Here is a 19,794-nt window from a genome sequence, read left to right on the forward strand (position 1 = left end):
GTATGCGGCCGCTTGCGCGGCATGCGAACATACGTTCGTGTCCACCGTCGCGACGCCGATCCTCCACGCCGACGTCGACGCGTTCTTCGCGTCGGTCGAGCAGCGTGACGACCCCGCGCTGCGGGGGCGGGAGGTGATCGTCGGCGGCGGGGTCGTGATGGCCGCCAGCTATGAGGCGCGCGCCCGCGGCGTGCGCGGCGGGATGGGCGAGGTGCGGGCGCGCCGGCTCTGCCCCGGCGCGGTCTGGGTCGCGCCGCGGATGGACGCCTACGTCGCCGCGAGCAGGGAGGTGCTGGCGCTGTTCGAGGCGGCGGCGCCGCAGGTCGAGGCGGTCTCGGTCGAGGAGGCGTTCCTCGACGTCTCGGCGCTCGCCTCGCCGGCGCGCACGCCGGAGTCGATCGCGATCAGGCTGCGGCGCGACGCGCGCGCGCAGCTCGGGCTGCCGCTCACGGTCGGCGTCGCGCGCAGCAAGGTGCTGGCGAAGATGGCGAGCCGCGCGGCGAAGCCCGACGGGCTGCTCGTGCTCGAACCGGAGCGGGAGACGGCGTTCCTCGCGCCGCTGGCGGTCGAGCGGCTGTGGGGCGTCGGCCCGGCGACGGCGGACAAGCTCCGCGCGCGCGGGCTCGCGACCGTCGGCGCGGTCGCCGAGCTGCCCGAGCACGAGCTGGCGGCGGTGCTCGGCAAGGCCGGGGCGCGGGCGATCCACGCCGCCGTCCACGGCCGCGACCTGCGGCCGGTGCGCCCGCCGGGGCCGCGGCGCTCGTTCGGCGCGCAGCGGGCGCTCGCGCGCGGGACGGCGACGCCGGAGCGGATCGACGCGCTGCTCGCGGACGTCGTCGAGCGCGTGACGCGGCGGCTGCAGGCCGACGGGCGTGCCGGCCGGACCGTCCGCCTGCACCTCCGCTTCGACGACTTCACGCGCCTCGCGCGCGCCCGCACGCTCGCGCGCGCGACCGCCTCGCCGGCCGCGGTCGAGGCTGCCGCGCGTGCGCTGCTGGACGCCGCGGCGCCGCGGATCGCGCGTGACGGGCTGACCTGCCTCGGCGTCTCGGTCGACAACCTCGACGCGCCCGGCGGCGGCGAGCAGCTCGCGCTGCCGCTGGTCCTCACGTGACCGGCGCCGAGCGGATCCGCTCGGCGAGGAACTCCTGCTCGACCGCGTTGTCGCTGATCGCGAGCGCTGCTCTGTACGCGCCGACCGCCTCCGCGTCACGCCCGAGGCGGTGCAGCAGCTCCGCCTTCGTCGCCGGCAGGTAGCGGTAGCCGGCGAGCCGGCCGTCGCGCTCGATCGCCTCGACCTCGGCGAGCGCGGCCGCCGGCCCGTCGACCATCGACAGCGCGACGGCGCGGTTGAGCGCGACGACCGGCGAGGGCCAGATCCGCAGCAGCTCGTCGTACAGCGTCAGGATCTGCGGCCAGTCGGTCTCGGCGTAGCTGCTCGCGTGGGCGTGCAGCGAGGCGATCGCCGCCTGCAACGTGAAGCGGCCGGGCGGACCGCCACGCAGCGAGGCGACGATCAGACGGTCGGCCTCGGCGATCGGCGCGCGCTCCCACGCGGACCGGTCCTGCTGCTCCAGTCGCAGCAGGCGGCCGTCGGCGTCGGTGCGCGTCGCGCGGCGCGCGTGGTGGACGAGCAGCAGCGCCAGCAGCCCGGCGACCTCGCGGTCCTCGGGCAGCAGCAGCCGCAGCATCCGCGCGAGGTCGAGCGCGCGGCCGGTCAGCTCGTCGCGCACCAGCTGCTCCCCGGAGTGCGCGGCGTGGCCGGCGGCGTAGAGCAGGTGGATGACGGTCAGGACCGCGTCGACGCGCGCCGGCAGCTCCGCTGCCGACGGCACCGCGTAGGGGATCGAGGCGGCGGCGATCTTCTTCTTCGCGCGCGTGATCCGCGCCGCCATCGTCGCCTCGGCGACGAGGAACGCCTGTGCGACGTCGGCCGTCGCGACGCCGCAGACGAGCCGCAGCGTCAGCGCGATCTGCGCCTCCTGCGACAGCGCCGGATGGCAGCAGGTGAAGACGAGCCGCAGCCGGTCGTCGGGGATCGCGCCGGCGTCGTCGTCGCTGCCGCCGTCGGCGGTCGTGTCGTGCGGCGCGGCGTCGTCCGGCTCCAGCAGCAGCGGCAGCTTGCCCTGGAGCGTGCGCCGGCGCGCGATCGCGTTGAGCGCGTTGCGGCGGGCGGCGGTCGTCAGCCAGGCGCCCGGCCGCGCGGGCACGCCGTCGCGCGTCCACGCCTCGAGCGCGGCGACGTAGGCGTCCTGCACCGCCTCCTCGGCGGCGTCGAGGTCGCGCGTGACGCGCACCGTCGCGGCGAGCACCCAGGCCCACTCGCGCCGGTGCGCGTCGGCGACCGCCTGTTCGGCGGCGCTCAGCCGTCCTCCTCCGCCGCGATCGCGAAGCCGAGCAGCGGACGCACCTCGACGCCGCCCTCGACGATCGGCGTCATCTTCGCCAGCGCGAGCGCGTGGTCGAGGTCGCGCGCCTCGATCACGAAGACGCCGGCCAGCTCCTCCTTCGTCTCGATGAACGGGCCGTCGGTGAGCAGGTCGCCGCGGATCGCGGTGGCGGTCGCGCCCGGCTGGAGCGCCAGGCCGGCGATCTCCCGCCCGCCCGCCGCGGCGATCCGGTCGGGCAGCGCGCCGTGCGCCTCCATCACCTCCGGCGGCAGCTGCTCCGGCGGCACGCGCTCGTAGATCAGGATCGCGTACTGGGGCATCAGGCCACCGCCTCGGCCGCGCTGAGCCATCCGCGCCACGCCTGCTCGACGCGTCGCGGGTCGGCGCCGGCGCCGAACAGGTGCAGCGCGACGGTGCTCGGCGCGTCCCACGCGTCGCGGCCGTAGACGCGGAAGAACGCGTCGCCGGTGCGCACGCCGAGGAAGTAGGGCGTGAGGTAGTCGACGACGCCCTCGACCGGCTCGACCCCGGCCGGCGTCAGCCGCACGCGGTCGCCGACGGCCGCGTCGCCGGGCAGCCCGAGGCGCGTGCGCAGCGCGGCGACCGGCTCGGTCGTATCGACGCCGACGTAGGCGCCGTCGCGTCCGGCGAAGTGGGCCACGTACTCGCTCAGCGAGTGGCGGTAGAAGTCGGTGTGCTGCACGCAGCCGTCGAGCACGACGTCGTAGTCGTCGCCGGCGACGCTTGTGTGCACGTAGCGCACGCGCGTCCCGCCGGCGTGCGGCTCGAGCGTGTAGTCCAGCTCGTTGCGCCAGCCGTCCGGCGCCTCCGCGCGCGTCGCGAAGCGGCGCGGCGGATCCCACGCCGTGACGGTGCCGCCCGCAGGCGACAGCCCGCGCTCGGCGCCGCCGACGCGCGGCTCGAACTCGATCTCCCAGATCCAGCCGGCCGCGCGCCGGGTGACCGCGTCCCACACCTGCTGCGGGTCGCCGGGGACGACGTCCTCCCAGCGCACCACGAACTCTCTGTACATCGCTTGCTCCGTTCCCGTCGTGTCGAGCCGCTCAGGCTCCTTCTACACCTACGACAAACGGGAGGCGAGCAAATCGACAGCGTCGTGTCAGGACGCCTTCGCGCGATCCGCGTTCGCGACGATCGCGTCGTGGACGTACTGCGTGAAGCCGGGCGCGACCTCGTCCCACGTCGTGCCGTAGCGCGGGTCGGAGACGAACAGCTCGGCGATCCCGCGGTGCATCTCGTGGCTGCAGTCGTAGAACCAGCGCGACAAGTGGAGGCGGTACGCCTCCGCCAGCTCCATCGCGACCGGCCCGGTCGCCGGCTCGCCGATCCGCAGCGCGTCGGCGAACCGCGCGATGTTCGCGTCCGCCTCCGCCTTGATCGCGATCCAGTCGTCCTTCGTGTACGCCGCCGTGCGCCGCTGCGACTCCTTCCAGGCGTCGCTGTCGCCCCAGCGCTGTCCGGCCTCGTCGCTGTACTCGGCGAATCTGTCGGTCCCGAAGATCTCGAACTGCTCCTCGGGGGTCAGGGAGATGCCCATGTTCTGTGCCTCCATCTCTTGCTCGATCGCGCCGAGCAGCGCCGCGGTGCGGGCGTGACGCTCGCGCAGCAGCCGGTGCTGCCGGCGCAGGTGGTCGTGCGAGCCGGCGTCCGGGTCGGCGAGGATCGCGGCGATCTCGTCGAGCCTGAACTCCAGCTCTCGGTAGAACAGGATCTGCCGCAGTCGCCGCAGGTCCGCGTCGGAGTACAGGCGGTAGCCGGCCTCGCTGCGCCCGTCCGGCGTCAGCAGCCCGATGTCGTCGTAGTGGTGCAGCGTTCGCACCGACACGTGCGACAGGCGGGCGACCTCACCGACCGTGTACTCGTTCACGCGAGGCATCATGCGGCCTCACGTTACGTGAGAGTCAAGGGCGGATCTGGAAGATCGCTACGACGGCGCTGCGGTTTCGCCGACGTGCACGACCTCGCACTGGTGCGGCTCGAACTGGATCAGCCCGGCGAGCTGCCGGGCGACCTGGCTGAACTCCGGCGACCGCTGCATGTGCGCGAGGTGCTCGGGCGTCTCCCACTGGAGGTAATTGAAGACGCGCGTGCCGTCGGTGCTGCGGTGGATGCTGGCGGAGATGAAGCCGGGCCGGCCGACGGCGACGCGGTCGATGATCTCGGCGTTGATCCGCACGACCTCGTCCTGGTCGGCAGGCGTGCACGTGAAGACGTTGACGAACGTCGCGTACGTGGAGTTCTCGACGATCGTCGGCATGTGGGCCAGCCTAGCGCGGGGCCGCCGTTCGCGCGGCCGTATGCTCCAGCCGGTGCGGACGAAGAAGGAGCTGTCGATCGGCGAGTGGGCCGTGCTCGCGCTGCTGTGCGAGCGGCCGATGCACGGCTACGCGATCGCGGCGGCGATGGCGCCTGACGGGGAGATCGGACAGATCTGGTCGCTCGGGCAGCCGCTCACCTACCGCGCGCTGAGCGTGATGCAGCGGCTGGAGCTGGTCGAGGTCAACGCGTTCAAGCCCGGTGACCGCGCGCCCAGACGGACGGAGCTGCGCGCGAACGCGAGAGCGAGACGGATGGTGTCGCGATGGCTCAGAACGCCGGCCGCGCGACCGCGCGACCTGCGCTCCGAGCTGCTGCTGAAGATGGCGTTCCTGCGCCGGCGGCGCAGACCGCTCGTGCCGCTGCTGCGCGCGCAGCGCGAGCTGCTCGCCGAGCGGATCGGCGAGCTGGAGGGCGCGCCGGTCCGCGCCGGCGATCCGCTCGCCGACGTGCTCCGCTGGCGCTGGATCAGCGCGGAGGCCGGCCTCCGCTTCGTCGACGAGATGCTCGCGCGCGAGTCGCGCGCCGGGGCCGCCTGAGGCGGCCCGGCCCGCCACCGGCCGCCCGGCCGTCAGCCGGCGGGCGCGTAGCGGTTGTGCAGCATCAGGTCGTTGCCGTCGGGGTCGTTGAAGAACGCCATGTGGCAGACGCCGGAGTCCATCGTCTCGCCGATGAACTCGACGCCCTTCGCCTCCAGCTCCGAGCGCGCGGCCGGGACGTCGTCCACGTGCAGCGCGAGGTGGCCGTTCTTCTGCGGCGAGAACGGGATGCCGAAGCTCGCCGGCTCCCAGATCGACAGGCACGTCTCACCGATCCAGAACTCGCTGGGCGTGTTGGCGTCCTGGCGCAGGCCGAGCGTCTCGCCGTAGAAGGTGCGGGCGCGCTCCGTGTCCTGCGACGGGACGCCGACGTAGTCGAGCTTGACGATCGCGTTCACGACGGTCTCCTTTGTCGAGTGCTGCGGTTGGGGTCGCCATCCTGACAGCGGTTGCGGCCAACGTGTGACCGCAACCGGGCGCGGCCGCGTACCCTGCGGAGCATGGTGGGATCCGGCGGCACGGACGCAGGTCGGCTGGTCGGGCGCGCGACCGAGCTGGCGCGCGTCCGCGCGCTCGTCGCGCAGGCGCGCGAGGGGCGCGGCGGCGCGCTCGTCGTCGAGGGCGCGCCCGGGGTCGGCAAGAGCACGCTGCTGCGCGCGCTCGACGCGCCCGGCGTGCACGTGCTCGCGACGACCGGCGTCGAGACCGAGGTCGACCTGCCGTTCGCCGGGCTCGCCGAGCTGCTGGCGCCGCTGCTCGCCCACGCCGACGCGCTTCCGCAGGCGCAGCGCGCCGCGCTGCGGGCGGCGCTCGCGCTCGACGCGCCCGGCGGCGCCGAGCGGGTGCTCGTCCTGCACGCCGTCGTCGCGCTGCTCGCGACCGCCGCGGGCGAGCAGCCGCTGCTGCTGCTCGTCGACGACGTCCAGTGGCTCGACGCCTCCTCGCAGGAGGCGATCGCCTTCCTCGCCCGCCGTGCCGGTCGCCTGCCGCTCGCGCTCGTCGCGGTCCGCTCGCTGCGCGGCGCGCCGTACACGCCGTGGCCGGAGGTCGAGCGGCTGCCGCTGGAGGACCTCGCGCGCGCCGACGCGCTCGCGCTCGCGCGCGCCGGCGGCCTCGCCTCGCCGGTCGCCGAGGCGGTCGTCGACGCCGTCGGCGGCAACCCGCTCGCGCTCGTTGAGGCGCCGTCGGAGCTGACCGCCGCGCAGCGCGATGGCGCCGTCGCGCTGCCCGACCCGCTCCCGACCGGCGAGCGGCTGACGCGTGCCTACGCCGCCCGCGTCGCCGCGCTGCCCGCGCCGGCGCGCGAGGCGCTGCTGCTGGCGGCGGCGAGCGGGAGCGTGTCGCCGGCGGCACCTGACGGGCTGCTCGACTCCGCAGAGGACGCCGGGCTCGTCCACGTCGAGGCCGGGCGGGTGCGGTTCGCGCATCCGCTCGTGCGCGCCGCCGTCTACCACGCCGCCACGCCCGCCCGCCGCCGCGCGGCGCACAGGGCGCTCGCCGCCGCCGGCTCGCCGCAGGAGCGTGCGCGGCACCTCGCCGCCGCCGCGACGGCGCCCGACGAGCAGCTCGCCGCCGAGCTGGAGACGCTCGGCCACGAGGCGCGCGAGCGCGGCGCGACGGCGACCGCGATCGATCTGCTGGAGCGGGCCGCGCAGCTCAGCCCGGCGTCCGAGCGGGCGGCGGCGCGCACGATCGCGGCGGCCGGCACCGCGACGGTCGCGGGCCAGCCGGCGCGGGCGCGGGCGCTGATCGACGCGCTGCTGCCGTCGCTGGAGGATCCGCTCGTGCGCGCCGACGCGGAGTTCGTCCGCGGCGCCGCGATCCTCCAGGTCGGCCGCCCGCGCGAGGCGTACGCGCTGCTGGAGGACGCGGCCGAGCGGGTCGCCGAGCGCGATCCGACGCGCGCGGCGCTGCTGCTGACGCAGGCGTCGGTCGCGCTCGTCTCCTCGGGACCGGTCTCCGAGCTGGCGGAGCTGGCGGCGCGGGCGCAGGCGCTCGCGCCGCCGTGGGTCGCGTACGCGCCGGCGGTTCTGCGGGCGGAAGCGCTCGCCGGGCTCGGCGACCACGCGCAGGCGCGCGCGCTGCTGAGCGAGCACGCCGACGCGCTGCGCGAGGCCGACGCGGTCGGACCGGGTCACGAGCTGCTGTCGATCGCCGCCCTCTGCATGATCTGGATGGAGCAGTACGACGCGGCCGAGCGGGTGCTGCGGCGGCTGATCGCGACCGCGCGCGCGAAGGGCGCCGTCAGCGCGCTCGCGCTGCCCGTCGCGGTGCTCGGATCGCTCCACATCCGCCGCGCGGAGCTGGACGCGGCGGCCGGCTGCGCGGCCGAGGCGGTCGTGCTCTCCGACGACGCCGGGGACGGCTTCGTGCGCGCGCTGGCGCTGACGAGCGCGGCGTTCGTCGAGGCGCACCGGGGCGAGGCGGAGGCGTGTCGCGCGCACGCCGCGCGCGTGCTGGAGCTGAGCGCCGGCCTGGGGCTGACGGCGACGCAGGCGACCGCCGAGCAGGCGCTCGGGATGCTCGCGCTCGGGCTCGGCGAGAGCGACGCCGCGATCCGGCACCTGGAGCGCGCGCGGGCGCACACCGCGCGGTTCGGCTCGCGCGACCCGTCGTTCCTCTACACCGGCGGCGACCTCGTCGACGCGTACGTGCGGGCCGGCCGCGAGGACGACGCGCGCGCGGTCGCCGAGGAGCTGGCGGACGGCGCGCAGCTGACGGGCGGCGCGTGGGCGGCGGCCGCGACGGCGCGCAGCCGCGGCCTGCTCGACGCCGACACGCGGATCGACGAGCACCTCGCCGCCGCGCTCGCCGCGCACGCGCGGATCGACTCGCCGTTCGAGCTGGCCCGCACGCAGCTGTGCTTCGGCGAGCGGCTGCGCCGCGCCCGCCGCCGCGCCGACGCGCGTGAGCTGCTGCGCGCCGCGCACGCGACCTTCGCCGCGCTCGGCACCGCGCCGTGGGCGGCGCGCGCGGCCGGCGAGCTGGCCGCGACCGGGATGCCCGGCGCGGGCGGGCCCGCCGACGCGCCGGCGGCCGGCGCGCCGCCCGCCGGAGTGGGCGCCGCCGAGCTGACCGCCCGCGAGCAGGCCGTCTGCGAGCTGGTCGCCGGCGGCGCGACCAACCGCGAGGCGGCGACGGCGCTGTTCCTCTCCCCGCGCACGGTCGAGCATCACCTGCGTCAGGCGTACCGCAAGCTCGGCGTCCGCTCGCGCACCGAGCTGGCGCTGCGCTGGCGCGACCCGGCGTAGCGGCCCGGCGTAGCGGCCCGGCGGCCAGCGCCCGCGTGCCGTGCTCCGGCGGCTTCGAGCGGATCGACTACGGCGCGTTCCTGTCGAAGCGCTCGCCGCTTCGCTAGGCTCGCAGGGCCATGGGCGCTTTTTACTACTTCCTCTAGTCCGACTCCGCGACCTCACGTCCGGCTCCGCACCGCTGCGTGCGTCGAAGCCCCGTCGCGGCATCTCGAACTCGGAGGGCCCTGCATGTCCCGCACCGCCCGCGACGCGCGCCGCAGCGCGCTCGCCCAGAACTTCATCGTCGACGAGCGCGCGCTGCGCACGCTGCTCGATGCCGTCCCGCTCGACGCCGCGCGCGATGTCGTCGTCGACCTCGGCGCCGGCCGCGGCGCGGTGACGGCGCAGCTGGCGCCGCGCGCCGCGCGCGTGCTGGCGGTCGAGCGCGATCCGGCGTGGGCGCACGAGCTGCGGACGCGCGCCGCGCGCGAGTGGCGCAACGTCGAGGTCGTCGAGGGCGACGCGCGCGCCGTCGCGTTCCCGTCCGCGCCGTTCAAGGTCGTCGCGAACCTGCCGTTCAACGCCGGCACCGGCCTCGTCCGCCGCCTGCTCGCCGACGGTCACGGCCTCGCGGGCGCGGCGGTCGTGCTCCAGCTGGAGGCCGCCCGGCGGCTTGCCGGCGGCGGCCGCTTCGGCGCGACGTGGGCGCCGTGGTTCGAGCTGGCCGTCGGCGCGCGGATCCCGGCGCGCGCGTTCCGGCCGGTGCCACGCGTCGACGCGGCGGTGCTGACGGTGCGGGCGCGGCAGCCCGCGCTGCTGAGCCCGGCGGCGTTCGCCGCCCACGCGCAGCTCGTCGACAAGGTCTTCGCCGCCTCGGGGCAGACGGTCGCCGCGCGGCTCCAGCGCGCCGTCGGACGGCGCCGCGCCGCGCGGATGCTCGACGCCGCGGCGCTCGAGCCGCGCGCGACGCTCGGCGACGTCGCGCCGGAGGTGTGGGCGCGGCTGACGCGCGTCGCGTAGGCGAGCGCCGGCCGCCGTCGTCCTGGATTGGTGTCGTAGAGCGACACGAACCCAGGACGGCTGCCGCGGCGCGGCCGCTCAGTCGAGCGTGTCGCCGAGCGATTCGAGCAGCTTCCGCAGCGTCCCTGCGAGGGCGTCGCGCTCCTCGCCGCTGAGCGCGGCGAGCACGCGCTGCTCGGTTTCGAGGTGATGGGGGAGGACGTCGTCGATCAGCGCGCGGCCGGCGTCGCTGAGCGCGACGACGACGCCGCGCCCGTCGGACTCGCTCGGGGTCCGCGTGACGAGGCCGCGCGCCTCCAGCCGGTCGAGCCGCTGCGTGATCGCGCCGGAGGTCACCATCGAGGCTCTGCACAGCGCGGTCGGGGTGAGGCCGTCGTGCGGGCCGGCACGCCGCAGCGTCGCGAGCACGTCGAACGACGCGGGGTCGAGGTCGTGCGCGGCGAACGTGCGACGCAGCTCGGCGCTGACCAGTCGCGAGGCGCGCGACAGGCGCCCGATCACGGCCATCGGCGAGGCGTCGAGGTCGGGGCGCTGCGCCGCCCACTGCTCGAGCACGAGATCGACGTGATCCGCCACGGGGGCAGGGTAGCCGAGGCTCGGTCGAGGGAGATGCTTTAGCGCTAAGAGACCTGGTAGGTTGTTTAGCGATGAGCAATCGCCTCAAGAGCGTCCTGGTGACCGCGCTGGCGCCGGCCGTGTGGGGGTCGACGTACCTCGTCACGACCGAGTTCCTGCCGCCGGACCGGCCGCTGCTCGCCGCCGTCGTGCGCGCGCTGCCGGCCGGCCTGCTGCTCGTCGCGCTCACGCGCCGGCTGCCGCAGGGCGAGTGGTGGTGGAGAGCGACGCTGCTCGGCGCGCTCAACATCGGCGCGTTCTTCGCGCTGCTGTTCGTCGGTGCCTACCGCCTCCCCGGCGGCGTCGCCGCGACGATCGGCGCCGCGCAGCCGCTGCTCGTCGGCCTGCTCGCGGTCGGCCTCCTCGGCGAGCGGCTGACCGCGCGCACCGCGGCGGCCGCCGTCGCCGGCATGGCCGGCGTCAGCCTGCTCGTGCTGCGCGCCGACGCGCAGCTCGATGCGGTCGGCGTCGCGGCCGCGGTCGGCAGCGCCGTGGTGATGGCGCTCGGGGTCGTCTTGAGCAAGCGCTGGCCGTCGCCCGCGCCACTGCTCGCGTCGACCGGCTGGCAGCTGACAGCGGGCGGCCTGCTGCTGCTCCCGCTCGCGCTCGTCGTCGAGGGCGCGCCGCCGTCGTCGCTGAGCGCGGAGAACGTCGCCGGCTACGCCTACCTGTCGCTCGTCGGCGCGGCGCTCGCGTACGCGCTCTGGTTCCGCGGAATCCGCGAGCTGTCGCCGACGAGCGTCTCGTTCCTCGTCCTGCTGAGCCCGCTCGTCGCGACCGCGCTCGGCTGGCTCGAGCTCGACCAGCAGCTGACCCCGCTGCAGGCGCTCGGCGCGCTGATCGTGCTCGCCTCGCTCGTCGCGGCGCAGACACAGAACCGATCGAGGAGGAGCTGACCCGCATGCGCATCACCGTCTTCGGGGCCGCCGGGAACGTCGGCGGCCGCGTCGTGGAGGAGGCGCTGTCGCGCGGCCACGAGGTGACCGCGGTCGTGCGCGACCCCGCCCGCTTCTCCGCGCTCCCCGCCGGCGCGGAAGCCGCCGCCGGCGACGCCTCCGTCGTCGAGGACGTCGTGCGGTTGAGCGGCGGTCGCGACCTCGTCGTCGGCGCGACGCGCCCGGCGCGCGGCAGCGAGATCGAGCACGTCGCGACCGCGACGGCGCTCGCCGCCGGCGTCGCCCGCACGGGTGCGCGGCTGCTCGTCGTCGGCGGCGCCGGCAGCCTGACCGTGCCGGGCACGGACGGCACGGCCGTGATCGACGACCCGGCCTTCGTGCCGGTCGCCTGGCGCGCGATCGCGCACGCGTGCGACCGGCAGCTCGCGATCGTGCGCGCGGCGGCCGGCGTCGACTGGACCTACCTCAGCCCGCCCGCGCTGCTGGAGCCCGGCGAGCGCACCGGCCGCTACCGCATCGGCGTCGACGAGCTGATCGTCGACGCCGACGGCCGCTCCGCGATCTCGCCGGAGGACCTTGCGGTCGCGCTGCTCGACGAGGCGGAGCGGCCGCGGCACCGTCGCGCGCGGTTCACGGTCGGCTACTGAGGCCGCGCCGCGCCGCTGGGCGCTGGGCGCTGGGCGCTGGGCGCTGGGCGCTGGGCGCTGGGCGCTGGGCGCTGGGCGCTGGGCGCTGGGCTGAGGACGGCATGGATGGTTGACCATCCATTTCCGTTGGTCTACCATCCGCGCTCATGCACGCCACCGAGGCCCCCATCCGCGCGACGGCCACGGACGTCGCGACCGCAGCTCCCGCCGGCTCCGACCCGCGACTCGTCGCACTGCTGGAGCGGTCCGGAGCGGAGGTGCTCGTCTCCGCCGACCCCGGCACGGTCAAGCTGCTGACCGGCCATCACGGCGACGTCGAGACGGGTCCCTCGCCGTTCCTCCATCCGCCGGTCGTCGTCGCCACCGCGACCGACGCGCCCTTGCTGATCTGCGCCGAGGACGAGCGCGAATGGGCGCCGCACGTGCGTCATCTCCCACCCGCGGCGGGCGTCGAGCTGGACCCCGTCGGCCGCCATGAGCTGGCGGTCGTCGCCGCGCTCGCCGAGCTGCGGGTGCTCGGCCGCCGCACGATCGTCGACCACGTCGCGCTCGACACCGCGCTCCAGCACCGCCTCGAACGGGTCGTGCCGGCGGTCGGGCTCGGCGCGCTGCGGGCGGTCAAGACGCCGGCCGAGCAGGCCGGCGTCGCCGCCGCGGTGCGGCTCGCCGACGCCGGCCAGCACGCGGCCCGGCAGGCGTCGTGGGACGGCCACGACGAGCTGGACGTGTGGATCGCGGCGCGCACCGCGATCGAGCGCGAGGCGGGCGGTCGTGTGCCGCTGCTCGCCGACGTGCTGAGCGGCCGCCGCACCGAGACCGTCTCGGGCGCGCCGCGCGCCCGGCGGCTGAGCGACCCGGACCCCGTCCTCGTCGACCTCGCGCCGCGGCTGCACGGCTTCTGGGCCGACTCGTGCGCGACGTGGGCGGTCGGCGAGCCGACCGACGCGCTGCGCGACGCGCACGCCGTCTGCGAGGAGGCGCTGCACGCGGCGCTGGAGGCGACGCGCGCCGGCGCGCTCGCGGGCGACGTCGACGCCGCGGCGCGGGCCGCGGCCGCGCGGCATGGGGCGGAGTACGCCCACCACACCGGCCACGGCGTCGGTTTCGCCTACCACGAGGAGCCGCGCCTCGTCCCGGGCGCGACGCGGGTGCTGGAGGCAGGGATGGTCGTCGCGATCGAGCCGGGCTGCTACCGGCGTGGCGTCGGTGCCCGGCTGGAGGTCGTCGCCGTCGTCGGCGAGGACGGGGCCGAGGTGCTCTCCGGGCACGAGCTGGCGCTCGACGACCCGCCCCGTTCCGGCGCGTGACGCAGGGATAGGATCGGGCGATGGCGAGCCCGACCCAGCGCTCCTTCCTCGGCGACCGCGTCGTCGTCGAGCTGAGACGGATGATCGCGGGCGGGGAGCTGCCGCCCGGCGCGCGGATCCTCGAGCGCGACATCGCGCAGCGGCTCGGCACGAGCCGCGGACCCGTGCGCGACGCGATCCGCACGCTGGAGCACGAGGGCCTGGTCGAGATCCGGCCGTACGCGGGCGCGCGCGTGGCGATCGTCGACCGCGACGAGATCGACGAGATCCTCGCGCTGCGCCGGCAGGTCGAGTACTTCGCCGTCGCGGGCGCGACGCTGCGCGCGACCGCGGAGGAGGTCGCCGGCCTGCGCGACCTCGCCGAGCAGATGGGGCCGGCGTTCGCCGACGACAGGTTCCACGACGTGCTCGAGCTCGACCTCGCGTTCCACATCGCGATCTGCGAGGCGTCGCACCACACGACGCTCGCGGTCACGATGCGGATGCTCTATCCGCGGCTGGCGATCCTGATGTACCCGCAGATGTCCGACGGCACCGCGAACCACACCGCGGCGTCGTTCACACGCGCGCACGTCGAGCTGGTCGAGGCGATCGAGGGCGGCGACGTCGAGCAGAGCCTCTCCGCCGTCGACCGCCACCTCGACGAGTTCTTCACCGACGTCGAGCTGCTGATCGACGGCGCGCCGCGTCGCAGACGCCCCGCGTACCTGACGCGCCACGAGCCGGCGCGGCCGGTCGCGGTGCGCCGCCGGCTCGGCGGCGCGCGCGACTGACGCGCTCCCTACGGCGTCGCGCCGCGCCGCGGGAAGGCGTACTTCAGATGCGTCGCGCCGTCGCCCTCGATCACGTGGACGGGCTCCAGCTCGACCAGCCCGGGGCCGAGCCGGTCGAGCAGCCGCACGCCCTCGCCGAACAGGACCGGCAGGACGTGCAGGTGCAGCTCGTCGAGCAGGCCCGCGCGGATGAACTGCTGGACGGTGTCAGCGCCGCCGGCGACGTCGACGTTGCGCTCGCCCGCCGCCGCCCGCGCTTGTGCGAGCGCGCTCTCGATCCCGTCCGTGACGAACGTGTACGACGTGCCGCCCTGCTTGACGACATGCGGCCGTGACCGGTTGGTCAGCACGAAGACCGGTGCGCGGAACGGCGGGTCCTCGCCCCAGTGCTGCTCGCCGGTGTCGAACATCAGCCGGCCCATCACCACCGCGCCGGTCGCGTCGAACCACGCGCGCACGAGGTCGTCGTCGGCGTTGCGCTCGCCGCCCTCCAGCCCCTGACGCTCGCGCCAGCTCGCGAGGCCGGCGATCCACTCGTGCAGCCGCTCGCCGCCGTCGCCGCCAGGGTTGTCCGGGACGCGCACGTTCGGACCGGCGACGAACCCGTCGAGCGTCATCATCATGGAGGCCGTCACTGCTGTCATCGTCTGCTCCTGGCATCCGGGGCGCGCGTGCGGCACCCTTTCGTCGACGGTCGAAGCCGCCCGCGCGTTCTCGACATCTCACCGAAACGACCGGTCAGCCCACGATGCCGACACCCGCCGAGGACCCCGCCGACGCGCTCTACGCGCTGGAGCCCGACCGCTTCGTCGCCGAGCGCGCCGCGCTCGTCGCGGCGCTGAGAGCGGCGGGCGACAGAGCGGGCGCCGCGCGCGTCAGAGCGCTGCGCAAGCCGACCCGCGCCGCATGGGCGGTCAACGCCGCGGTTCGCGCCGACGCGGCTGCCGCGGGCGAGCTGGCCGACGCCGCGAGCGCGCTGCAGGCCGCGCAGGAGGGCGTGCTCGCGGGCGGCGAGGCGGCTGAGCTGCGTGCCGCGGAGCTGCGCGCCCGTGCGGCGGCCGACGCGCTCGCCGCCGCCGCCCCGGCGACCGACGGCGCGACCGCCGACAAGGTCCGCGCGACGCTGCGCGCCGCGACCGTCGACCCCGCCGTGCTCGCCGAGGTCGTCGACGGCCGTCTCGTGAGGGAGCAGGTCGCGAGCGGATTCGGCGGCTTCGGCGGGATGGCGGCCGAGCTGCCGGCGTCCGCACCGCCGCCGTCGCCGCGCGCCGATCGCGCGGCGAAAGCGGGCGCGGCGAGCGCGGGCGCGGTGAGAGCGGGGGCGGCCGCGGCGGAGCAGGAGCGGGCCGCTGAGGAGGAGCGGCTGGGGCGCGAGCGCGTCGAGCGCGAGGCCGCGGCGGAGGCGGAGCGCGAGGCGGCCGAGCGGCAGGCGGCTGAGCGGGAGGCGGCTGAGCGGCGCGAGCGGCTGCGGGTCGCGCGCGAGAAGGAGGCGGCGGCCGAGCAGGCCGTCGCCGCGGCGCGGGGCGAGCTGGAGCAGGCCGAGGCCGCGCTGGCCGCGCGCCGCGAGCAGCTCGACGCCGCCGAGCGGCGGCTCGCCGACGCGCGCGAGCGCCGCGAGCAGGCCGAGGACTGAACGCGGCCACGCACCTCCAGGTGCGATCTTGAATCCAACAGGGACCGGCTCGGGAGTGGTGCAGGAGGACTCCCTCACCTGTGACGTCCAAGCCGCGCTGGAGATCGTCAGCGGCAAGTGGAAGACGCTCATCCTGTGTGCGCTGCTGCGGGCGCTCGCCCCGCTCGGCGCCTGGAGCGCCGAGCGGATCGAGGCAGCGGCCGCGCGGGCGGCCTAGTACCCGCCGTATGAGCCGCCGCCGCTGCTGTCGGCGCTGCCACCGCCGCTGCCGGCGGTCTTGGTGATCGCGGCGCCGTCGGGCGCAGTCACCCACCAGAGCGCGCCGAAGCCGTTGCTGCCCTGGCCGTTGGTGTCGCCCGCCGCGCTGTCGTCGAGGAACCGGTACAGCGGGTGGCCGGCGTAGGTCACCTGCAGCGTGCCGTCGGCGCGCTTGGAGGTTCCCAGCATCGCGGTCTGCACGCCGGAGCCCGCGACCGGTCTGCCGTGCGTCGTCAGCGGCGGCCACTCGGTCGCGCACGTGCCCGTGCAGGCGCTGCTCGCCGACGTGTCGCCCTTCCACTGATAGAGCGTCCTGCCCTGCGCGTCGACGAGGATCGTGCCGAGCGGCGTGCTCGCGGTCTTGACGGTCGCGGCGCTCGTGGACGCGGCGGTCGTCATCGAGCCGGCCGACGACGTCGAGCCTGAGCTGCCGCCGCCCGAGGAGCTGCTGCCGCAGCCCGCGGCGACGAGTGCGATCACGGCGAAGCCGGCGACCGCGAGCGAACGGAGTCGCATCTGGAGCCTCCTGCGTTGGGAGAGAGGAGCGGAGCGGTGAGAGGAGCCGTCCTCCCATGAAGACGCCCGCCCGCCTGGATCCTTCCCCGCGCCCGGCAGCGGCCGTGAGGGGGGTTACAGTCAGTAGATGCGGCGTCTCGAACCGCAGGCGGTGGTGCGCCACCTCGACCGGCTCTACCGGTCGGCGTGGGCGCTGTGCGGATCGCGAGAGGACGCCGAGGACCTCGTCCAGGAGACGGTCGCGCGGGTGCTCGCGAGACCGCGCCGGCTGCACGGCGAGGAGGAGCTGGCCTACCTGCTCAGTGCCCTGCGCAACACCTTCCTGACGACGCGCCGGACCGCGTCGCGCCGTCCCCAGGAGGTCGCCCAGCTTGACGACGTCGTCGCCGGCGACCCGCGCGCGGAGACACGGCCTGAGGCGGCGCTGGAGGCGCACGAGCTGTTCGACGCGATCGCGCGGCTGCCCGAGGACTTCCGCCTCGCGCTCGTCGCCGTCGACGTCGCCGGGCTCTCCTACCGTGAGGCCGCGAAGGCGCTCAGGACGCGCGAGGCGACGATCACGAGCCGGCTGCACCGCGCGCGAGAGCGCGTGACGCGCGACCTCGCCGGGGAACGATCGGGCAGCTCCCGGAGTCTGAGGTGATGGAGGACCCGGTGACGCGCAAGGACGATGCACTCGAACAACAGCAGGTCGCGAAGGTCACGCGCGCGATCCGGGCGCTCGACACGCCCGCTCCGCCACGGCTGCGGCGCGCCGTCGAGGCCGCTGCCGCCGGCGCTGAGGCGGCGCATGGCGCGGGGTCCGCAGGCGGCGACGATGCGGGGCGCGCGCACGCGCTGCGCGACCGCTTCGGCGCGCTCGGCCGTCTGCGCCCCCGCACCCGCCTCGCCGCCGGCGGCGCGCTGGCGGCGGCGCTCGCGCTCGTCGTCGCGCTCGTGCTGGTGCTGCCGAGCGGCTCCGGCTCCGGCGCCGCGCCGACTGTGACGGACGTCGCGGCGGTGACGCTGCGCGCGCCGACGCAGCCGGCGCCCGCGGTGCAGCCCGGCGGGACGCTCGACGCGCAGGTGCAGGACGTCGCGTTCCCGGACTGGTGGAGCTCGAGCCGCGCGCCCGGCCCGGCCGGCGAGGCCTGGAAGGCGACCGGCGCCCGCAGCGACAGCGTCGGCGACCGCTCGGTGGAGACGGTCTTCTACGACGGCGCGCGCGGGCAGCGGGTCGGCTACGCGATCGCCGACGGCAAGCGGCTGCCGGTCGGCGGCGGCCGCTACGAGCAGCGCCGCGGCGTGCACATGTGGGTCTACGACACGGGCGGCGAGACCGCCGTCATGTGGTACCGCGGCGACCGCACGTGCGTCGTCTCGGGCCGCGGCGTCGACACCGAGACGCTGCTGACGCTCGCAAGCTCCGAAGCGGTCTAGGCCGCGGCCGCCCTACGCGGCCGCCGGCTGGGTCGCGGCGGCCGCCGCGCTCTCCGTCGCGGCGATCGGCCCGCTCGCGCGGCGCGTCAGCCGCACGCGGGCGCCGTCGCCGGGCGTGATCGTGATCATCCGGCGGCGGGAGCGCTGTCTCGGCCCGGCCGCCTCGACGACGAAGCGCTCGGCCGCGGCGCGCAGCACGATTCTCATCTCCAGCAGCGCGAAGCTTGCGCCGAGGCAGCGGCGACGGCCGCCGCCGAACGGCAGCCACGTGTAGGTGCCGGGCTTTCTGGCGAGGAAGCGCTCGGGCCGGAACGCGTACGGATCGGGATAGATCGCCGGGTCGTGGTGGACGAGGTAGGCGCCCGCGGTCAGCACGACGCCCGGCTGGTAGGTGCGGCCGCCGATCTCGATCTCTCTCACGACCAGCCGCGGCTCCGGGATCGTCAGCACCGGCCGGCGCCGCAGCACCTCGTTGATCGTCGCGTCGAGGTAGTCGTCGCCGTCGCTCGCCAGGCGCTCCTGCACCTCCGGCGACCGCGCGAGCTGTTCGAACGCGAACCCGAGCGACGAGGCGGTCGTCTCGTGTCCAGCGACGAGCGCCGTCACCAGCTCGTCGCGGATCTCCTCGTCGGACATCGGGGAGCCGTCGCCGTGGGTCGCGGAGAGCAGCATCGCGAGCACGTCATCGCGCTCGGAGCCCTCCTGCCGGCGCTCGTCGATCAGCGCGAACAGCTCGCGGTCGACGTCCGCTCTGTCGCGCTCGAAGCGGCCGAAGCGGCCACGGCCCGACAGCAGTCTCTGCGCCTGCGGGATCAGCGATATCGGGCTGTCGCCGAACGTCAGGATCTGCGGCAGGCGCTCGCGCAGCCGGTCGAGTCGCGGCCCCTCGTCGAGGCCGAAGACGGCGCGCAGGATGATCTCCAGCGTCAGCATCTGGAGGCGCGGGTGCAGCTCCACCGGGGTGTCGAGCGGCCAGCTGTCCAGCTCGCGCTCGGTCAGCTCCTCCATCAGCCCGGTGAGGCGCTGCATGCGGTCGCCGTGGAAGGCGGGCAGCATCAGCTTGCGCTGCTCCATGTGTCTGCCCTCGTCGAGCAGGATCACCGAGTTGGGGCCGACGATCGGCTCGAGCAGGCGCGCGCCCTCGCCGGGGTGCAGGACCGTCGGGTCGGCGGTCAGGAGCGTTCTGATGTCGGCCGGATCGGTGAGGACGACGAACGGCGGCTGGCCGGCGAGACGCAGCGTGAACGGCGTGCCGAGACGCGCGCGCAGCCGTTCGGTGTACGCGATCGGCCGGACCCACCAGCCGATCGTCTGCAGCACGGCCGGCATGCGCGAGCTCGGTGGCAGTTTCGCCTTCATCTCGTCGTCCTCCAGCGGTAGAGTCGAACCGTGCCAGCGAGTATATGTACTGACCAGTATCTGTCAAGGAATCCGGTCCATCGTGCGACCGGCGCGGCCGTGCGGGCGGCGCGCTGATGCCGCGCGGCGAGTTCGACCGCAGCGCCCGCAAGGCCGCGACCCGCGCGCGACTGCTCGACGCCGCCGCTCGCGTCTACGCCGCTCGCGGCTTCGCCGGCGCGACGCTCGACGACGTCGCCGCCGAGGCCGGGCTGACGAAGGGCGCGGTCTACGGCCACTTCGGCTCCAAGGACAACCTCCTCGTCGCGCTGATGGAGGAGTTCCTGGCAGCCGAGATCGCCGCCCAGGTCGGCCTCTTCGACCGCGACGAGAAGACGTGGAAGCGGCCGTTCGTCGGCAGCGACCGCTGGATGGAGGAGCTGGACGAGACGCCGGACGCGTTCCGGCTGCTCGTCGAGTTCTGGCTCGCCGCCGGCCGCGACGAGCAGATGCGCGAGCGCTTCCTCGCCGGCCTGGCGGTGCTGCGCGAGATGTTCGCCGGGTTCGTCACCGAGAGCGCCGCCGACGCCGGCCTCGAGCAGTCGCCGGAGGCCGCCCGCCACTTCGCCAACGTCAGCGTCGCGCTCAGCTTCGGGCTCGGCATGATCCGCGTCGCCGATCGCGAGCAGATCTCGCCCGCGCTGCTCGGGACCGCGCTGTCGGTGCTGATCCGCGGGATAGAGCGCGACCCCGAGCTGCGCGCCGACATGGCAGACCCGGACGCGCGTCGCGAGTAGCGACTCGCAGCGGGTGCGGGGCCGTCCCGGGTGCGGGGCTGCCCTACGCGTGCGGGCGACCGCGCTTGCGGCGATA

Annotated in this window: 23 protein-coding genes; 13 read left to right on the forward strand and 10 right to left on the reverse strand. The window is 75.7% G+C overall.

Annotation, left to right across the window (positions count from 1 at the left end; all coding sequences use genetic code 11):
* Nucleotides 1-37 precede the first annotated feature (37 nt).
* The gene (gene dinB / locus CWOE_RS01910) at nt 38-1,114 is read left to right on the forward strand and encodes a DNA polymerase IV (protein ID WP_012931869.1); all 1,077 of its coding nucleotides are present in this window, start codon (nt 38-40) and stop codon (nt 1,112-1,114) included.
* On the opposite strand, the gene CWOE_RS01915 is transcribed toward dinB, so the two are convergent.
* The 5 genes from CWOE_RS01915 to CWOE_RS01935 form a co-directional block, all read right to left on the reverse strand.
* On the reverse strand, nt 1,107-2,312 hold the full coding sequence (locus tag CWOE_RS01915) for an RNA polymerase sigma factor (protein WP_012931870.1): 1,206 nt from the start codon (nt 2,310-2,312) through the stop codon (nt 1,107-1,109). The genes dinB and CWOE_RS01915 overlap by 8 nt on opposite strands.
* A gap of 50 nt (nt 2,313-2,362) precedes the next feature.
* A complete protein-coding gene (locus tag CWOE_RS01920; protein WP_012931871.1) occupies nt 2,363-2,710 on the reverse strand; it encodes a YciI family protein in 348 nt (115 codons plus the stop codon).
* Entirely contained in the window at nt 2,710-3,423 is a 714-nt protein-coding gene (locus tag CWOE_RS01925) for an SRPBCC family protein (RefSeq protein WP_012931872.1), read from the reverse strand. The genes CWOE_RS01920 and CWOE_RS01925 overlap by 1 nt, the downstream gene beginning before the upstream one ends.
* An 87-nt stretch (nt 3,424-3,510) precedes the next feature.
* Entirely contained in the window at nt 3,511-4,287 is a 777-nt protein-coding gene (locus CWOE_RS01930) for a MerR family transcriptional regulator (RefSeq protein WP_012931873.1), read from the reverse strand.
* A 48-nt stretch (nt 4,288-4,335) separates the two neighbouring features.
* Nucleotides 4,336-4,668 carry an antibiotic biosynthesis monooxygenase family protein gene (locus CWOE_RS01935; protein ID WP_012931874.1) on the reverse strand — a complete coding sequence of 111 codons (333 nt, stop codon included), beginning with the start codon at nt 4,666-4,668 and terminating at the stop codon, nt 4,336-4,338.
* 52 nt (nt 4,669-4,720) lie between these two features.
* Here CWOE_RS01935 and CWOE_RS01940 point away from each other — a divergent pair, with 52 nt between their 5' ends.
* The gene (locus CWOE_RS01940; protein WP_148260858.1) at nt 4,721-5,266 is read left to right on the forward strand and encodes a PadR family transcriptional regulator; all 546 of its coding nucleotides are present in this window, start codon (nt 4,721-4,723) and stop codon (nt 5,264-5,266) included.
* Nucleotides 5,267-5,298: 32 nt separating this feature from the next.
* Here CWOE_RS01940 and CWOE_RS01945 read toward each other — a convergent pair whose 3' ends face one another.
* Nucleotides 5,299-5,664, reverse strand: a complete 366-nt coding sequence (locus CWOE_RS01945; protein WP_012931876.1) for a VOC family protein — start codon at nt 5,662-5,664, stop codon at nt 5,299-5,301.
* Nucleotides 5,665-5,766: 102 nt separating this feature from the next.
* Here CWOE_RS01945 and CWOE_RS01950 point away from each other — a divergent pair, with 102 nt between their 5' ends.
* Nucleotides 5,767-8,517: a helix-turn-helix transcriptional regulator gene (locus CWOE_RS01950; protein WP_012931877.1), complete on the forward strand. Its 2,751-nt coding sequence runs from the start codon at nt 5,767-5,769 to the stop codon at nt 8,515-8,517.
* A gap of 231 nt (nt 8,518-8,748) precedes the next feature.
* Nucleotides 8,749-9,519 carry a ribosomal RNA small subunit methyltransferase A gene (locus CWOE_RS01955; protein ID WP_012931878.1) on the forward strand — a complete coding sequence of 257 codons (771 nt, stop codon included), beginning with the start codon at nt 8,749-8,751 and terminating at the stop codon, nt 9,517-9,519.
* Between the two features lie 78 nt (nt 9,520-9,597).
* Here the strand turns inward: CWOE_RS01955 and CWOE_RS01960 are convergent, their stop codons facing one another.
* Nucleotides 9,598-10,095, reverse strand: a complete 498-nt coding sequence (locus CWOE_RS01960; protein WP_012931879.1) for a MarR family winged helix-turn-helix transcriptional regulator — start codon at nt 10,093-10,095, stop codon at nt 9,598-9,600.
* A 71-nt stretch (nt 10,096-10,166) separates the two neighbouring features.
* Here CWOE_RS01960 and CWOE_RS01965 point away from each other — a divergent pair, with 71 nt between their 5' ends.
* The 4 genes from CWOE_RS01965 to CWOE_RS30025 all read left to right on the forward strand — a co-directional run bounded on the left by CWOE_RS01965 (nt 10,167) and on the right by CWOE_RS30025 (nt 13,757).
* The gene (locus CWOE_RS01965; RefSeq protein ID WP_012931880.1) at nt 10,167-11,030 is read left to right on the forward strand and encodes an EamA family transporter; all 864 of its coding nucleotides are present in this window, start codon (nt 10,167-10,169) and stop codon (nt 11,028-11,030) included.
* Nucleotides 11,031-11,035: 5 nt separating this feature from the next.
* A complete protein-coding gene (locus CWOE_RS01970; protein WP_012931881.1) occupies nt 11,036-11,677 on the forward strand; it encodes an NAD(P)-dependent oxidoreductase in 642 nt (213 codons plus the stop codon).
* Between the two features lie 146 nt (nt 11,678-11,823).
* Nucleotides 11,824-12,984: a M24 family metallopeptidase gene (locus tag CWOE_RS30020; RefSeq protein ID WP_012931882.1), complete on the forward strand. Its 1,161-nt coding sequence runs from the start codon at nt 11,824-11,826 to the stop codon at nt 12,982-12,984.
* Nucleotides 12,985-13,004: 20 nt separating this feature from the next.
* Complete coding sequence (locus tag CWOE_RS30025; protein ID WP_012931883.1) at nt 13,005-13,757, forward strand: GntR family transcriptional regulator; 753 nt, start codon at nt 13,005-13,007, stop codon at nt 13,755-13,757.
* Nucleotides 13,758-13,765: 8 nt separating this feature from the next.
* Here the strand turns inward: CWOE_RS30025 and CWOE_RS01985 are convergent, their stop codons facing one another.
* A complete protein-coding gene (locus tag CWOE_RS01985; RefSeq protein WP_012931884.1) occupies nt 13,766-14,401 on the reverse strand; it encodes a dihydrofolate reductase family protein in 636 nt (211 codons plus the stop codon).
* 104 nt (nt 14,402-14,505) lie between these two features.
* Between CWOE_RS01985 and CWOE_RS01990 the strand changes: the two genes are divergently transcribed.
* Together CWOE_RS01990 and CWOE_RS32415 are read left to right on the forward strand one after the other, a co-directional pair.
* Complete coding sequence (locus CWOE_RS01990; RefSeq protein ID WP_012931885.1) at nt 14,506-15,390, forward strand: hypothetical protein; 885 nt, start codon at nt 14,506-14,508, stop codon at nt 15,388-15,390.
* Between the two features lie 28 nt (nt 15,391-15,418).
* Complete coding sequence (locus CWOE_RS32415) at nt 15,419-15,607, forward strand: hypothetical protein (RefSeq protein ID WP_148260859.1); 189 nt, start codon at nt 15,419-15,421, stop codon at nt 15,605-15,607.
* Here the strand turns inward: CWOE_RS32415 and CWOE_RS01995 are convergent.
* Nucleotides 15,604-16,164 (reverse strand): COG4315 family predicted lipoprotein, encoded by a 561-nt coding sequence (locus CWOE_RS01995; protein WP_012931887.1) that lies wholly within the window; start codon nt 16,162-16,164, stop codon nt 15,604-15,606. The two genes, CWOE_RS32415 and CWOE_RS01995, sit on opposite strands and share 4 nt — an antisense overlap.
* Nucleotides 16,165-16,291: 127 nt before the next feature.
* On the opposite strand from CWOE_RS01995, the gene CWOE_RS02000 reads away from it, so the two are divergent.
* Both CWOE_RS02000 and CWOE_RS02005 read left to right on the forward strand, forming a co-directional pair.
* Nucleotides 16,292-16,807, forward strand: coding sequence for an RNA polymerase sigma factor (locus tag CWOE_RS02000; protein WP_012931888.1), 516 nt, complete (start codon nt 16,292-16,294; stop codon nt 16,805-16,807).
* Nucleotides 16,807-17,583 carry a hypothetical protein gene (locus CWOE_RS02005; protein WP_012931889.1) on the forward strand — a complete coding sequence of 259 codons (777 nt, stop codon included), beginning with the start codon at nt 16,807-16,809 and terminating at the stop codon, nt 17,581-17,583. The genes CWOE_RS02000 and CWOE_RS02005 overlap by 1 nt, the downstream gene beginning before the upstream one ends.
* Before the next feature lie 12 nt (nt 17,584-17,595).
* On the opposite strand, the gene CWOE_RS02010 is transcribed toward CWOE_RS02005, so the two are convergent.
* Nucleotides 17,596-18,942, reverse strand: a complete 1,347-nt coding sequence (locus tag CWOE_RS02010) for a cytochrome P450 (RefSeq protein ID WP_012931890.1) — start codon at nt 18,940-18,942, stop codon at nt 17,596-17,598.
* Nucleotides 18,943-19,058: 116 nt separating this feature from the next.
* Between CWOE_RS02010 and CWOE_RS30030 the strand changes: the two genes are divergently transcribed.
* The gene (locus CWOE_RS30030; RefSeq protein WP_012931891.1) at nt 19,059-19,718 is read left to right on the forward strand and encodes a TetR/AcrR family transcriptional regulator; all 660 of its coding nucleotides are present in this window, start codon (nt 19,059-19,061) and stop codon (nt 19,716-19,718) included.
* Nucleotides 19,719-19,794 lie beyond the last annotated feature (76 nt).

This window comes from Conexibacter woesei DSM 14684 (assembly GCF_000025265.1).
Lineage (GTDB): Bacteria > Actinomycetota > Thermoleophilia > Solirubrobacterales > Solirubrobacteraceae > Conexibacter > Conexibacter woesei.